This window comes from Limnovirga soli (genome assembly GCF_013106755.1).
Classification (GTDB): Bacteria; Bacteroidota; Bacteroidia; order Chitinophagales; family Chitinophagaceae; genus Limnovirga; species Limnovirga soli.
In genome coordinates, this window is the sequence record NZ_WHPF01000004.1 from 93,846 (window position 1) to 110,393 (window position 16,548).

At 32.9% G+C, this 16,548-nt stretch carries 15 protein-coding genes; all 15 read left to right on the forward strand.

Features of this window, described 5'->3' with window-relative positions; all coding sequences use genetic code 11:
- Nucleotides 1-24: 24 nt before the first annotated feature.
- The 15 genes from GD597_RS06120 to GD597_RS06190 all read left to right on the forward strand — a co-directional run bounded on the left by GD597_RS06120 (nucleotide 25) and on the right by GD597_RS06190 (nucleotide 16,375).
- The gene (locus GD597_RS06120) at nucleotides 25-1,386 is read left to right on the forward strand and encodes a PDDEXK family nuclease (RefSeq protein ID WP_171606948.1); all 1,362 of its coding nucleotides are present in this window, start codon (nucleotides 25-27) and stop codon (nucleotides 1,384-1,386) included.
- 249 nt (nucleotides 1,387-1,635) lie between these two features.
- On the forward strand, nucleotides 1,636-2,571 hold the full coding sequence (locus tag GD597_RS06125) for a hypothetical protein (RefSeq protein WP_171606949.1): 936 nt from the start codon (nucleotides 1,636-1,638) through the stop codon (nucleotides 2,569-2,571).
- Nucleotides 2,572-4,776: 2,205 nt separating this feature from the next.
- Complete coding sequence (locus GD597_RS21865; RefSeq protein WP_216368524.1) at nucleotides 4,777-5,037, forward strand: hypothetical protein; 261 nt, start codon at nucleotides 4,777-4,779, stop codon at nucleotides 5,035-5,037.
- 862 nt (nucleotides 5,038-5,899) lie between these two features.
- Nucleotides 5,900-6,163 (forward strand): hypothetical protein, encoded by a 264-nt coding sequence (locus tag GD597_RS06135; protein ID WP_171606950.1) that lies wholly within the window; start codon nucleotides 5,900-5,902, stop codon nucleotides 6,161-6,163.
- A complete protein-coding gene (locus GD597_RS06140) occupies nucleotides 6,142-6,507 on the forward strand; it encodes a hypothetical protein (protein ID WP_171606951.1) in 366 nt (121 codons plus the stop codon). Before GD597_RS06135 ends, GD597_RS06140 begins: the two co-directional genes overlap by 22 nt.
- Before the next feature lie 462 nt (nucleotides 6,508-6,969).
- The gene (locus GD597_RS06145) at nucleotides 6,970-7,284 is read left to right on the forward strand and encodes a hypothetical protein (protein WP_171606952.1); all 315 of its coding nucleotides are present in this window, start codon (nucleotides 6,970-6,972) and stop codon (nucleotides 7,282-7,284) included.
- 5 nt (nucleotides 7,285-7,289) lie between these two features.
- A complete protein-coding gene (locus tag GD597_RS06150; protein ID WP_171606953.1) occupies nucleotides 7,290-8,402 on the forward strand; it encodes a hypothetical protein in 1,113 nt (370 codons plus the stop codon).
- Between the two features lie 157 nt (nucleotides 8,403-8,559).
- On the forward strand, nucleotides 8,560-8,778 hold the full coding sequence (locus tag GD597_RS06155) for a hypothetical protein (RefSeq protein ID WP_171606954.1): 219 nt from the start codon (nucleotides 8,560-8,562) through the stop codon (nucleotides 8,776-8,778).
- Nucleotides 8,753-9,067, forward strand: a complete 315-nt coding sequence (locus GD597_RS06160; RefSeq protein WP_171606955.1) for a hypothetical protein — start codon at nucleotides 8,753-8,755, stop codon at nucleotides 9,065-9,067. Before GD597_RS06155 ends, GD597_RS06160 begins: the two co-directional genes overlap by 26 nt.
- A 262-nt stretch (nucleotides 9,068-9,329) precedes the next feature.
- Nucleotides 9,330-10,358: an HNH endonuclease signature motif containing protein gene (locus GD597_RS06165; RefSeq protein WP_216368525.1), complete on the forward strand. Its 1,029-nt coding sequence runs from the start codon at nucleotides 9,330-9,332 to the stop codon at nucleotides 10,356-10,358.
- A gap of 535 nt (nucleotides 10,359-10,893) precedes the next feature.
- Entirely contained in the window at nucleotides 10,894-12,279 is a 1,386-nt protein-coding gene (locus GD597_RS06170) for an AAA family ATPase (protein WP_171606956.1), read from the forward strand.
- A 7-nt stretch (nucleotides 12,280-12,286) separates the two neighbouring features.
- Nucleotides 12,287-13,189: a DUF4435 domain-containing protein gene (locus GD597_RS06175; RefSeq protein WP_171606957.1), complete on the forward strand. Its 903-nt coding sequence runs from the start codon at nucleotides 12,287-12,289 to the stop codon at nucleotides 13,187-13,189.
- Nucleotides 13,190-13,615: 426 nt separating this feature from the next.
- Nucleotides 13,616-14,863 (forward strand): hypothetical protein, encoded by a 1,248-nt coding sequence (locus GD597_RS06180; protein ID WP_171606958.1) that lies wholly within the window; start codon nucleotides 13,616-13,618, stop codon nucleotides 14,861-14,863.
- A gap of 116 nt (nucleotides 14,864-14,979) precedes the next feature.
- Nucleotides 14,980-15,483 (forward strand): hypothetical protein, encoded by a 504-nt coding sequence (locus tag GD597_RS06185; protein WP_171606959.1) that lies wholly within the window; start codon nucleotides 14,980-14,982, stop codon nucleotides 15,481-15,483.
- A 283-nt stretch (nucleotides 15,484-15,766) separates the two neighbouring features.
- A complete protein-coding gene (locus GD597_RS06190) occupies nucleotides 15,767-16,375 on the forward strand; it encodes a superinfection exclusion B family protein (RefSeq protein ID WP_171606960.1) in 609 nt (202 codons plus the stop codon).
- The last annotated feature ends 173 nt before the right edge of the window (nucleotides 16,376-16,548 follow it).

The window sequence follows — 16,548 nt, forward strand, 5'->3', positions numbered from 1 at the left end:
TAAGCTATAGTAAAAGTTATTATCATGATAGACGGTGCTATTACACAACAATTACATATTATTTGGGATAATTATAAGAATGCAGACAGAAGGGTGGTAGACACCAAAGGAAGAGCTTTTGAAGACATTGATAAAAGCAGGCTGGTTGCTATTACGGACATCAGGCAAATGATTGATTCATTTTTATCAGGAAAGCTTGAACTACCTGATTTCAAGACAAATCTTGATAGCTACAATAAGCAACATAATTATTGGGGTTTTACTGCGGCGAAAGGGCAGATGTTTTTTAACCTGCTTACCAGATCTAGTATTGGGGAAATGCATAGATATATTTCATTAATGAAAAATTTGTTAGAGGAGCCTGCATCCTTAGAAGATGGACTGTTAAAAATGAAGATGCTATTTGATTATTCAACAACTTTCAAACAGCAGGCAACGGATAAAAGATTTGTAGCCAATCCAATGTCTTCAGCATATTTCCTATCTTATTTTTGGCAAATACATGATCCGGAAAAATGGCCAGTAATGTATAGTTCCATTATTTTATCATTTGAAAAACTAGGCATATGGGAACCACAACAAACTTCCTACGAAAATTACCGGCTGTTTTATCAATTAAATGAAGTGATAAAGAATGTTATTGCCAAATATGCAAAACAACCTATTTCTAATTGGGATGTTGAGCATGCGCTATGGCATTTTGCCGGAACAGTAACTGTAAATTCTAAACAACCAAAACCCAAAAAAAATAAGGAAACTGAAAATTCTGTATTTGCCCAGGAAGAAACAGTTACTGTAGATACGCCAGTTCTGAATGCAGGATTTGAATTGAGCGATTACCTTATACCTAGAATTGCAAAGCTAGCAGAACTGGGAGGTAGCAGTGATAAATCCAGCTCAGCCAAAGGGCATGAGTTTGAGAAAATGGTTGGTGAAACATTTGGTCTTTTAGATTTTGAAGTTGAGACACTTGGGCAAGGTATGGGGCGTGAGCCTGATGCCATTGTAAAATATGCCTCAGAACATATTGCATTTATAGTAGATGCAAAAGCATATGCAAATGGGTATACTTTAGGAACAGATGATAGGGCAATAAGAGAATATATTAATTATCATTGTCCAAAATTGAAACAGGCCGGATTTACTAAATTGGGTTTCGTAATTGTTTCAAATTCTTTTAAATCTGATTTGAAAGAATTTATTTGTGAAATAACCTGGACGACAGAAATAAAACGTTTCTTATTATTAACCACCGAGGCATTATTACATCTAGTAGCATATAAAACAAAAGATAAAATTCCAGTTACACAAATTGTTGAAAAACTTATTGCCTTTGAAAAGATTATCACTAAAGAGATGATTATCGAAGAGTTTGGAGACTACTGATGTTGTGATTTGTAATAAGGATATTAGTAAAGGAGTGCCGAAGTGATTGAAAGGAAATTGGTTCAACTCAATAAAAATTTCAAAAGCTGCTTTACAATAATTTTTTTGGAGATTGTAGAGGGTTTAAAACCGGGGTTGGAGGGTTTTGTGGCTATAATAGCTTCATTAAAACTGAAAAGCTAGTAATATGTTATTTTTTATGAGATTAATAAAGCATTCATACTTAAAACTCACTAATAATAAATTTATATGAATAGTGCGATTATTCTCACAGCCATCTCCTTGTTATTGGGCCTGATAGGTACTTTAACCAAAACTTCAACAGACGGAATTAATGGTAAGAAGAAAATTACAGGTTGGGGTTATTGTGTAGTTATTTTAATGATTATTTCTGCAACCACAGCAGTTATAACACAAATAAAAACAAGCAACGAAAACAAAAAAAATAAAGAAAGGCAATTAGCTGAATCAAAGCAACAAAAGCTACTTTCTTTAATGGCGGTAAGTTCAAATTTTACTATAGAGCATGATCCATTTTTGAATCTGGTATTTTATGATGAGTACTCAGAAAAAGGAGACCTACTAGACAGTGCGAAATCCAGCCTTTATGATTTGTTTCCCGGTTTCGGGGTAAAGGATGTGACATACAGGCTTGAAATCAAAATATCCGATTCAAAAAATGACTTCATTGAAGGATCAGGAATAGTGATGGATGATTCAGGCGCAGCAATTGATAGTATAAGTGAAACAAATTCTGTTCAAACGGATACTATACAAGACGAATTGGAACAGACAGATGAGGAAACACCTGCACCATTAAAATTATCATATTCATCTGAGGCAATTAATAATGAAATGAATTACTTATGGACTTTTTCAGGATATTCAAGCCTTACAGAGCTTTTACTTGATTTTCAGGAAGGACGGGAAATTGGTACTTTGACATTTATGAAAAAAAAGTCTTTGCTGTCTGATAAGGAATTAAACATAATCAAAGATTACATTCAAACTTTTGGTAGTTGGGAAGTTAGAGTATACATTGAGAATAAAACTGTCAAAAGCAATCTTCTTCATTTAGCTATTCCAATAAAAATATCAGGGCCACAGAAAACTGGAAATGGATATGAATTCAAGTTAACTTCAGGACAGCCGGAAATTGGAAGCTATCAATTTTCTCCCGTTTGATAGAGCCTGAAAGGAAACTGAGGCATAATCTAATGTTGAAGGAAATAGTATTTTGGTCAAAAAAATCGATATGAAGCCTTTCTATGCTTTGCATTTTCTAAGGACGATATAAGTGGTATAGGCAAAATGGGAAGGCTTCTGAGCGACGCAAGTGCAATTATATGCATTAACTTTTGCCAGGCTCATCAATGGTTTAATAAGCTATGACACTTTTTTAAAATGATTTATTAATGCAGTATTATGCTTTTCTATGATTGATTAAATTAATAATGCTCTTTTTCAGGAAAACAATTCATTAAATCGTTTTATTGGTTTTAAAGGACTTTTTGTAAAAACTAATTAATTTTCATTACTTTTTCTTAACACTAATTAATTTTAATTACTTTTTGCAAATACTAATTAAAATTAATTAGTTCTCTTAATTGGTCCATTTATATTTCTCATATGTGTTGATTCTGAAGCATGTAAACCAGCTATTGAAATTACTCTCTACACAGTCAAGCAAGGGTCTTTGTAACCATTCTGAGTTATAGAGAAGGAATTTTTGAAATTACTCTCTTACAGAAAACGCATAGACACTAATAAGAAACAAAGACTTTCAGTAAAGATTCATTGGAAATTACTTTCTTACATAATCAAGCAAGGGGTCTTTGTAACCATTCTAAGTTATAGATAAGGAATGGTTGAAATTACTCTCTTACAGAAAACGCATAGACTCCAATAAGAAACAAAGATTTTCAATAAAGATTCATTGGAAATTGCACTCTTACACATTCAAGCAAAGGTCTTTGTTAGCATTCTCAGTTATAGATAAGGAATGGTTGAGATTACTCTCTTACAGAAAACGCATAGGTTCTAATAAGATACAATGATTTTCAGTAATGATTCATTGGAAATTACACTCTTACAGAGTCAAGCAAAGGTCTTTGTAACCATTCCAAGTTATAGATAAGGAATGGTTGAAATTAATCTCATACAGAAAACCCATAGACTCCATTAAGAAACAAAGACTTTCAATAATGATGCATTGGAAATTATTCTATTACAGAGTCTAGCAAAGGTCTTTGTAACTATTCTGAGTTATAGATAAGGAATGTTTGAAATTACTCTCTTATAGAAAACGCATATGCTCCAATTCGAAACAAAGACTTTCAGTATAGATGCATTTGAAATTGCTTTCTTACATAGTCAAGCAAAGGTCTTTGTTACCATTCTAAGTTATAGATAAGGAATGTTTGAAATTAATCTCTTACAGAAAACGCATAGGTTCTAAAAAGAAACAAAGATTTTCAGTAATGATGCATTGGAAATTATTCTATTACAGAGTCAAGCAAAGGTCTTTGTAACCATTCTGAGTTATAGATAAGGAATTTTTGAAATTACTCTCTTATAGAAAACGCATATGTTCTAATAAGAAACTAAGATTTTCAGTAATGATGCATTGGAAATTACACTCTTACACAGTCAAGCAAAGGTCTTTGTAACCAGTCTAAATTTCATTGGAGGAGTTTTTGAAATTACTCTCTAACAGAAAGCGCATAGGCTCTAATACGAAACAATGACTTTCAGTAAAGATGCATTGGAAATTGCTCTCAAAATATTCAAGCAGGGGTCTTTGTTACCATTCTAAGTTATAGATAAGGAATTGTTGAAATTACTCTCTTTCAGAAAACACATAGACTCAATAAGAAACAAAGACTTTCAGTATAGATGCATTTGAAATTACACTCTAATACAGTCAAGCAAGTGTCTTTGTAACCATTGTGAGTTTCTGAGAAGGAACTTTTGTAAACGCTCTTGCAGATGCTCTTACAGATACTCTTGCAGATACTCTTACTGATACTCTTACTGATACTCTTACTGATACTCTTACTGATACTCTTACAGATACTCTTACTGATACTCTTACTGATACTCTTACTGATACTCTTACTGATACTCTTACTGAAATTCTTCCAGATGCTCTTACAGAAAACTCATACGCTCCCATTGGAAACTAAGACTTTCAATAAAGAATTAATAGAAATTACTCTCTTGCACAGTCAAGCAAAGGACTTTGTAACCATTCTGATTTATAGAGATGGAATTTTTGAAAATACTCCTTTACAGAAAACGCATAGGCTCAAATACGAAACAAAGACTTTCAGTATAGATGCATTTTAAATTACACACTTACACAGGCAAGCAAGTGTCTTTGTAACCATTGTGATTTTCAGAAAAGGAACTTTTGTAAATGCTATTACAGATGCTCTTGCAGATGCTATTACAGATGCTATTACAGATACTCTAACAGATACTCTTACAGATGATCTGACAGATACTCTTATTGATGCTCTGACAGATTCTTTGACAGATTCTTTGACAGATTCTTTGACAGATTCTTTGATAGATTCTTTGACAGATACTCTTAAAGATACTCTTGCATATGCTCTTACAGAAAATGCATACGCTCCCATTTTAAACTAAGACTTTCAATAAGGAATTAATAGAAATTACACTCTTACACAATCCAGCAAGGGACTTTGTAACCATTCTGAGTTATAGAGAAGGAATTTTTGAAAATACTCTTTTACAGAAAACTCATAGACACTAATAAGAAACAAAGACTTTCAGTAAAGATTCATTGGAAATTACACTCTTACACAGTCAAGCAAGTGTCTTTGTAACCATGGTGAGTTTCTGAGAAGGAACTTTTGTAACTGCTCTTACAGATGCTCTTGCAGATACTCTTGCAGAAATTATTCCAGATGCTTTTACAGAAAATTCATAAGCTCCCATTGGAAACTAAGACTTTCATTAAAGAATTAATAGAAATTACTCTCTTAAACAGTCAAGCAAGGGACTTTGTAACCATTCTTAGTTATAGAAAAGGAATTTTTGAAAATACTCCTTTAAAGAAAACGCATTCACTCCAATTGGAAATAAAGACTTGCAGTAAAGAAGTAATTGAATTAACTCTCTTACCGTAGACATTGTTAACAAAGCTAATTGGATAAATATCCAGTTCGTAATAATTGAAAGAGTAATGCACATTATTTTATAGAAAGCGCCGGAGATACTATAAACATAATTTAAAGATGCCATACATTGTTAATGACAAGTGTCTGGAAGTTGCTATATAGAATCTGCATTTTGAAGAATAAGAGATGTATATATTCTTCTATTGTATAGTGTACACTATACAAACCAATATATTGGTGGTTGCTTATAAGAATTTCTCTATTTTTTGAATACTGGTATAAAATGCTGTGTTAATGTTGAAGCCTTCCTGCCGGCTAGATAGGAAGGTTACAATACTAATTAATTTTAATTAGTTTCTGATAAGCGTATGAAAAAAACGCAGAAGCCTTCCAAGGTAGAACGTTTTGAACCCATTAGCAGTAAGGAGTTGGATATTATTTTACATAGCCTGCGCGAAGGGCAGCAGCCTTTTATTGTATTTCTTGGCATGATCTATTTTGCATGGGCTCGGCCTGCAGAAATTGCCCGTTTAAAAATTGCTGATATAGATTTGGATAAAACATTATTCGCCTCCCCAAAGGCGAAACAAAAAATAAGCAGGGCGCCTATGTGCAAATTGTTCCGCCGTTAAAAAAGTTGCTGGCCAGCACCAACCTACAAAATTACCCCGGCAATTATTATATTTTTAGTGGCGATGGTACCGGCTTTATGCCAGGTAAAACAAAATTAAACCGCCAACGTGCCACCGCCCGATGGCTTGACACTGTTAAGAATGGCCTGGGCATTACAAAAGACATGTATGCTCTAAAACATACCGGCAATATTGATTACCTGTTAAACAACAAAGACAATATAGATCTTAAGTGGCAGCAAATGCAAAACCGCCACAGCAGCAGCGCCATAACGGAACGCTACAACCGTAAACTGGGCGCCTATTTTATCAACTGCAGCAATTTACATTTTAGAGATTTTTAGCCAGGCACCAAATTAAATATGTGGCTTTACTTGCGCACACTTGTACGGTTGCATTAATGTTGGGCTTTTACAAAGACAAAAAAGCGGCTTTTTAAAATAAAATCGTGCCAAACATTCAAATTGCTATAAACCTTAGCCAAAAACGTGATAAATCACGGGTGCGTGATTTATCACAGACCAAACCGCGTGATAAATCACGCTTTTTTGTATTGTCAGGATATTTAAATTTGTTAAATCGATTTCAAACCATTTAGAAAATTAGTTTGATGCTATAAACAATACATATGTAAAATATCGGTTTGTTGATTGTAAATGGTTTTAAATTACAAATTATATCTATTAATAGTATCAATCCTTTAGTTGTACGCAACCAATTTTATTTAAGTGGAAAAATCATATTTCTAAAACACTCTTTTAGAAGCCGTTGACAAAAATATTTTTTATTAATTAAAACCAAATATTATGAAGATTTTCAAACTAGAACTGCGACTTTACGATAACAACACTCGTAGATGTCAGGTATTTCTTGAAAGAATAAGAGAAGATCATATTATAGGCGGTTGGTTACCTCCAAGTGAAGGCAGAGACTACTATTCCAAAACTTGGAGCGAATATGGAATAAGTGACGACAATTTAGAGGTTTATTTGGCCTGCACAGGATATGGGGGAACAGCTCAATGTGTCGTTTTAATCAACGAAGCTAAGCCAAGTAAAAATAATACAGTCTTTGCTCAATCCGACGACACTCGGATAGCTTTTAAATCATTTTCCATCTAGCAAACATGAAAAAATTAATAATACTTCTTTCTTTCTTAATTATTGAAAAGTCCTACTCACAAATTCTTCTAAGGAACTTGCAGGGCGAGCCAATTTTTTCACCGTATTTGAATGAAAATACAAAAAACACAATGCTTAATTTAAATACAGGAACACAAAGCATCGGTGCAGATTACTTATTCACTAACAAATCAAATAATCCAGCAGATTATTTGGTTTATCGTTTTGGACTTTCAACCAAACCTAATGAAGGGGTTGGACCTTTAATTACGAATGGTCAATTTTCTCCTGGAGTAAAACTTAATGCTGCAAGAACTAAGGTTAGACTATTCGCAAGCCCTATGCTTGTTAGAATTGATGGAACAAAAAGAAAGTTTGACGACTGGTTAACTCTAAGTACATCCATTACTTATGAGAAGAATAAACTACTGAGAAAGGACACATCATTTAGTAGACAAGTTATTGATACGAGTTTTACCGGATATAGTTTAGGACTTGATTATAATATGGCTTTCGGGACATTTGAGCAAGATTACATCAACTTTAAAATTGTGTATAACAGAAGAAACAATTATGGTGAACTTTCAAATGTAGACATAATAGATAGGCGGACAACATTTGATAGTGCCTCAGGAATTCAAAGGAATATTGAAAAAAAAGTGACAGCAAAGGAAGGCATTTACAAAGAAATGGACGCAGCGTTAATTCAAATATCTTATACGCACTTGCCAAAATATCAATTTAAAAATCTCAAGAAGTACGATGGTAGTGATTTAATGAAAGAAAAAGAAGAGACTACTACGGAGTATGTAACAAACGGTGATAGGGTTGACACAATTACAAGAAAAACAGTTAAGTCTGAACCGGTACCAAATCCAAATTTTAAATCACTTAAATTTGGCTATTCACTCTTTTACAGTGCTCTTGCAACGACTGGAGAAATGCCTGAGAGCAAATTAGGAGGAAGTCTTTTTATAATTTCACCAGATAAAGATAATAACCTAATTCCGAGGTTAGCGGTGAATTTTCAGATGAACGATATATTCGATTTGCAAAAAAAAAATAACGGACTTTTTAAAAGATTTCAAGCTGGAGTAACTGCTACTTTTTCGTTATGAGGTTGCATCGAGGAGCTTGGGCAGCGCATAAAATGGGTTTTTGTGCAAGTTGGGCAGTCGGAATTATATTCCCACGCCAGCACATATCCCTTTTTGTGCCTGCAACTTAGACAATGTACCACAACCTGAAGAATTTTCACAACAAAATTTAATCAAAATGAGTAATGAAGCAAATGAGGACGTTTTAACGAAAAGATTGTTCCTTTCAAAAAATCAAATGATATTGAATGATAGCGAGTTTATAACATTTATGGAAGAATTAAATTCAGAAATAAACTCTGCAGCGTTTTTTACAGATCCAATTACCATTTCTGCGGCGGCAACAGCTGTAGTTGGCATGTATAAACTTTTTGAAAAAGGCGCTAAGCAATATTAATCAGAATAGCAATTCAAATATTCCTCTAATAAAAAAGCTTGAAAGAATTACGCTCGAAACATATGACCTAAGATTTCTTTCTCACCTTAGAGAACTACAAGAAAATAGTGATGAAGATTGGACATGGCAGTGGATGGATGAATGTATAAGGTATCCAGAAATCCACAGTCAGTTGACTACCAAAATCAAAAGTTTAGAAAGCGAGGGCTGGAAGGTTGCAACACTTAACTTTGACAATACAACAAAGGGAATTCATATAAACATGGAACTGGAAAAACCCTTTAAATAATGAAACATCCTTACAAGACGATAAGCTGCAGGCAACATTGGGTATGGCGTTATTGGTGCAGAATGTTGTATTCTAAATCTGTAGTATTGAGTAGAAATTGTTCGGGCTTGCCGTTTTTCAATTTAGATTTTTTAAATTTGGCTTCAGTTCCGGGTGGACTTTTTCCAAATGCATCAACAAAGGAATTCCCTGCCAGTAATCTGTCATAACATGACAACCTTGCAATTAATAGATTATTAAACTGACTAGAGATACTTTTAGAATGATTATGGTTGACTTGCACGATTTTACGAAAGAAAGTAAATGCTTTTACAAAAACGAGTCTTACTCTGTTCGTGACAACGGAGCAGTCTTACGACATAATATCGAGGGGAAACGACCACGACCAACGGACAACAATTGGACTTTCGGCAAACTAAACAACAAGACAGGTTATTTAGAAATTGGTTCGGTTCGTATTCATAGAATAGTTGCGACCGCTTTTCATGGAGAACCGCCAACAAGAGAACACGTTGTTGACCATATTGACACAAATAAGCAAAACAATCGACCAGAGAATTTACGTTGGGTAACAAGATTAGAAAACATATTACTTAACCCAATTACAGCAAGACGTATTGAACATGTTTGTGGAAGTGTAGAAGCATTTCTTGCCGAACCTTCAAAATTTCGTGACAAATTTCAAGACCCAAACTATGAGTGGATGTGTGCCGTTTCAGCAGAAGAAGCACAAATTAGTTTAGCTAGAATGTTGTCTTGGGCAAAAGGTAACAATCCATTAAAAGGAGGCTCTTTGGGTGAGTGGATATTTAATCGAGAATCTGTTGAAACTCCAATTGCTACACGTCCAAATTACATAATGTCTAAAACGCCAAATGCCGCACAACGTATTATTTTTAGCCTTGAGGATAAGCCAAACGAATACCCAAGTACACCACACGAATTTGAAGGCAATCCAATGAAAGCTTATTATGAAAACTTGACCGAAGAGGCGATTTTCTTCCGAAACCATAATGGAGAATACGTAGTTGTCAAAAGCGGATTTTCAAAAGACAGGCAATCTCTATACGTACTGACGAAGGCTGCTTATGTATATCGAGAACGAGATGGTGGAGAATGGATGCCTGTACCCATAGTTGAACTTTCAGAAAGAATATTTGATAAAGATTTGCCTCATGCTCTTACGGAAATAACTTATGAAGATGGTCTATTTGTGCACGAAAAGGTAGAATCTGGTTTCCATCCAACAGAAGAGTTAGAAATGATATTCAATGAATACACCGAAGAATAATAATGCCAAACCGCTAACTTGGGTATTGCTTCAAGTGTGGTAAGACGTTGTTACCATCGGCATTGGTTCGCAATCAGCAGCGGTTTCTGCAGACGGAATTCTGTTGGGCTTTTTTGTAAAACTTTACTTTTATAACTTTAATTATCATCGGCACCAGGCAAGACAATAGTAAATACCTAAACAACACGAAGTCCTGGACGCTACACGCCACAATACACAACATCATCATACTACCGACTTTTTTAAAATAAAATCGTGCCAAAAATTCTAATTGCTATAATAATTAGCCGAAAACGTGATAAATCACGGGGTGCGTGATTTATCACAGACCAAACTGCGTGATAAATCACGCTTTTTTGTGTTTCTAGGATATATAAATTTGTCATTGAGATTTTAAACCATATTATTAAATCTATTGATGCTATATATAATACAATATGTATAATAACCTTTGTTGATTATCAATGATTTAATTTATATATTGTCTGAAATAATACCATAAATCCTTGAGTTGGGCGTCATTTAAACAAACATTATGTTACTACAACTAAAAAGATTTGAAATATTAGGTCTGCATGGAGACATGGACGTTAAAATTAATATTGATGACAGTAAGTTAATTATTGTGGCAGAAAACGGTCTAGGAAAGACCACCATTGTCAATATCATCTACTATACCTTATCAAGACAATGGTATAAGCTAACTGAGTATCATTTTGAAACGTTACTATTTGAAATAGGTGAAAATGAATTTAAAATTCAACGTGAGGAATTAAATAATTTTATCAAACTTCGGAAACTAAGAAATCAGAGTTTCCGAAGAACACAAAGCCCTAGAATTTCTAGAATTTCAGATTACCTACTTGAAACATATGAAATCAAAGCTCTTTTAAATAATCCATTTGAATTAGAACAGCTAGCAAGCAGGTTTGATGTTCCTGTTTCTGTTCTATTTGACATTTCTAATGAACTTCTTTTCTCTACAAAAGATTCTTCGGATAACATCGACAAGATTTCGGAAATACTAAATAAAGAAATTAAGGCACAAATTCTTTATTTGCCGACTTATAGAAGGATTGAAAAGGATTTAAAAAATATTTTTCCAGATTTAGAGACAAATCTCGACTCTTTAAGGGACAAAAGACTTCATTTTGAACAAGAGAATTCATCCAAATACATAGAGTTAGTTGAGTTCGGCATGTACGATGTGCAGCAAAAAGTTGAACGAAAACTTAATTCTCTTTATATAAATTTCACAAAAAATTTAAGGCAGTCATTAATGGGGGGCTACTTGAGAGATATCCTCAATAAAAACTATGAGCGTTATAATTACAATGTACTAAATACCATAACGAGTGAAAAGCTAAACGAAATATTAAGTAGAATTGACGATAACATACTCCAGAAAAATGAAAAGGATAGTCTTAGCAAATTTGTAGATATCTACAAATCCCACCCTGCCTCTATTACAAACGAAAGTAAAATTATTGCATACTTTATACAAAAGCTAGTTGATATTTATGAGAAACAATCAATTGCTGAAAAAGAAGTTACAATTTTTGTTGAGTTATGCAACAGCTACTGCAATAATAAGGAGTTTATATATTCTAGAGAAGATAGAAAAATAAAGGTTTACTTAACACAACAGGAAAAGGAAATTGATTTCTCCAAGTTAAGTTCTGGCGAAAAACAAATTGTTTCATTATTTAGTCACTTATATCTATCTGATACAAAACAGTTTTTTGTAATTATTGATGAACCTGAGTTGTCTCTTTCCGTTTCTTGGCAAGAACGTTTTTTACAAGACATTTTAAATGCTAATAATTCAGGTTTAATTGCAGTAACTCACTCACCATTTATTTTTAGTGAAACTTTGGAAAAACACACAAAAGGTTTCAACGAATTTATCTCACTTAAGTAATTTTACTATGAATGCTGTTGAAGCTCTAAAGCAAAAAGCACAAACTTCAAATTTAGCTTATATAAAGCTGTTACAGAAGTATAGATTCGATACAAATGATTTGCATTATATATTTGAAGGATTTGACGACCAGTCTTTTTATTTCAATTATCTCCAAGGGCTAACTAAAAATTATATCACTCATATTAGCCTAGGGAAAAAGCAATCACTTGAAATTTACAATAAAATAGACTGGAGTATATACGATAAAAGGAGAATAATTATTTTTATTGATAGAGATTATTGTAGGATTTTAGGTGAGCCTATTCCCGAAGACGATAATATTTACGAAACAACATACTATTCAATTGAGAACTACATATCTAATCCCGAGGTTTTGAAACGTTTAATTCGTGAAATCTTGCATTTTCATGAAGAAGTACAAGTAAATCAAATAGTAACAAAATATGAGAAAGAGCTAGAATTGTTCATAAAACAGATCAGGCCAATTCTTGCGTGGGTTTTGACAGTAAGAAGTCACAAGCTTAAAGCCAATCTAAATATGATTGACCTTTCAAAGCTGTTTCAAATAAATAGCGATTTAACTTTCTTGTACTTAAAAATTGACAAAATAGCTTATTTGGAAAATGTAACACATGTCAAAACTCCTATAGTTCATTTATCTGGGTTAAAACACTGGTATAATGTAATGGACGCAACACCAACTTATAAATTATACTTACGAGGTAAATTTGAAGCTTGGTTTTTGATCACATTTTTCAATAGGCTTAACGGCTATTTATTAAAAAACTACAATCACAATTCCAAAGTCAAAACAAATATTAATCATAGCAACGCACTTGAAATAATTGGTCCTCGGACTTCAATTCCAGAACGGTTTGAAAAATTCTTAAAACAATTATTTCCATAAACGAACGCCTATCAAAAGGCTTGCCGAAAGGCTGTCGGACATAGTACTAATCAGCAGTTGTTCTACTAACATAATGATTTATGTTGTAGGTGAAAATGAATATCTTGAAAATAAATATCATTTTAATATTGTTGAACCTTTTTCAGGTAATGCAAGTTATGAAATCATTCATATAAATCATTTTGAGAAGCGTATAATGCATTTGGTATCTGTCTCGCTATTTTGAGGTTAGAAATGATGAATAATGTAAGGCATGTACTTTTTTAGAATAAAATCGTGCGAAAAATTCAAATTGTTATAAACCTTAGTCAGAAACGTTTTAAATCATGCTTTTTTATATTGTGTGGTTACTTAAATTTGTTGCATTGTTTCGATTAATTTCATAAATCCTTAATTTGTATGCAATGTTGCTAAATCCTACTTTAAATGAATCACTCTAATACGGGACGATTTTTTTCTGGAAAATCTTCAACTGAATTTTTTGACAATGAAAGACAATTCATTATTAATTCTATAAATTCAAAAAGTCAAAATGATCTTCTTAGCATTAGTATTGAGAAATATTCAGAATATTTATACTCGTTTCATTACATTGATTACCCGTTACTTGACACAACAAATTTCACAATATCAAGTTACGAAGGTGACATTCCTGGTTCTAGTTTTCCTAATGATTTCAACTTACATGATAGGAACAAATTAATAAAAAAGGATATAATAGTTTTTCATGTTCCTTACGAAGGCGATATTTCCTATTTAAATTACCGACCTTCTACTTATCTCTCATCAGGCATACCTGCACCAGTAAAAAGAAACAATGAATTGTTATTTAATTATATAAATTTTTATAATGACCCTGAAAGAATCAGAAGAGAGTTTAACAATGATCTTCTTAGTTTCAAAAGAAGCTATATTGCTTTAAAGGCGGACATTGAATCTTATAATAATGGTTTAAAGGATTTTATTGTTAGAGAAATAAATAATCGAAGGCAAGAGCTTTTAGAAAAAAATAATTTTTTATCGTCTTTTAATGTTCCACTAAAATCAAAATTCAACACCCCAAAAACTTTTACTATTCCGTCACCGAAACTCAGGGAGAAAATTACAATTAAAAATCCTATTGCCTCAAATTCTGGATTTACACCTGAGCCAACTTTAGATTATGACAATTATGTTAAGATTTTAAAAATCATAGATGATGTTGGTCGAAATTTTGAACGTCTTCCTTCGATTTATAAAAGCAAAAAGGAGGAAGATTTACGCGACCACATCTTAATGGTACTTGACCCCAATTTTGAATATGGCTCTGCCACAGGTGAAACCTTTAATATGAAAGGAAAAACCGATATTTTACTTCGCCATGATAGTTCAGTAGCATTTGTTGCAGAATGTAAATTTTGGGGTGGTGATAAAAAGTTTCTTAAAACTATCGACCAATTACTGAGCTATTTGACATGGAGAGACAGCAAAACAGCCGTTGTAATATTTGTACGTACCAAAGAGATAATTCCTATACTTGAAAAAATTAAGGTAGTTATTCCCAAACACAATTGCTACATTACAACAAAGGGGCAAAAATCTAATAATTGGAGTGAGCATATTTTTCATCTACCTGCTGATAAAAATAAAGAAGTAGTAATTTCAATACTCATATTTCACTTACCTGAAAAATAAATAAGTACAAAATAACAATGATGTTGGTTGTTACACAGCAATAACAAGGAAATTGAATTTTGAATAAAATCCGTAAAATTGTGTAAGCTTACTGGTTAATTTTGAATTAGAAATTTATGGCCACCAAAGAACAATACGACTTTTTTAAGGATCAATTTGTTGAGGAGGAAAAGAGATATTCTGACCTTACCAAACGTGGTGAAATTTACTTTTCTATACTTTCAATTTTATTGACTGGAGTTATTTTTAAAATAAAGGACATTTTTGAAATATTAAAAGTACTTGACAATGCTACTTTCAAGACGGTTTTAATAGGATTATTTGTGTTGTCGTTTTTGCTTTTTTCCTTAGGCTTCTTTTTTATAACATTAGGATTGAAAATACGTGAATTTGAAGGTGTGACTGATATTAAAAGCTATTTGGATTCTTTGGGGGGAACACCCCCTACCAATGAAGATTTTTTTGATGATAGAATTGTTGACTTTATAACTGCGAGTGAGCGAAATGAATCTGTTAATGATTTACGTGCAAATAGATTGAGCATCTCATTAGGCTTTATTTTAGCCGGTTTTATTTCTATGGCTGTATTTATATTCACCTTATTTATACAAATTTTATAATATGGCAAAAGCACCAAAGACAGAAAAAAAGAGTATTGATTCGGATAAAAAGCCTGAAACTTATAAGGCTAAAATGTTAAAGAAAAAAGCCGAGAGACCCACTGCAAAGAAGAAATAGTCTATTTTGCAAAATAGATTGATGATATAAACAATACAAAATGTATAATAACAGTTTGTTGATTATCAATGGGTTTATATTATGCATTAATTCAGTTATTAGCATCAATTCTGGAGTTGGTGGCAACTTTAAATCAGAATTCCGTTAATTAAAATTAATCTTCCAATGGAGAAGTTCTTTGAGAAACTTTTTGACATAAAGAAAATTCCGACAAAACTCATTTTTGTTATTTGGTTAAGTTCTGTGTTGTTATTATTCGTGCCACAAAGGTTTCTAACCGAATTAAATATCACTGATTTTCTCAAAGACTATGGAAAGTATATTGGCATAACTTTCATTATAAGCTCAGCCTTTCTACTTGTGACACTTATTAGCTTTGTTTCTCAACATTTTAGTCGTAATAACTATAGAAACAAAATCAAAAAGTCAATACTCAGGGACATCATGTATTTAGACAATCATGAAAAGGCGCTTCTAAGAGAATTTTATATAAATGGTAAACATACTTTACAGTTGCCTTTAGACAACGAAACAGTTGTCGGACTCGTTAATAAACATATTATTTATCAGGCATCAGGCACAGGATTTACTTTTTTACATGGCATTTACTTTCCATATTCAATGACGGAAGTAGCCGTTGAAAATTTGAAGTTTGAAATGATTGATTTTCCAACTGAGCCAACAGAAGATGAGAAAAGAAGAATATTAAATGAACGCCCTACTTGGGCAAAAGAAAAAAGCCTTAGGGAAGACAGGATCAATTCCCGGTGGTAAAGCCTGCCACCAACATTGGGTTTGCTGCAGGGCTGGCAAGACATATTGGAGCAACGGTCATTTTATCGCTGTTGTGCTTCATCTGGGCAGGACATACACTGTTGAGATTTTGTTTGTTAATATGTTTTTTTATATCTTTAATCACCAGTGGTTCTGGGCAGACAAGCAATGAA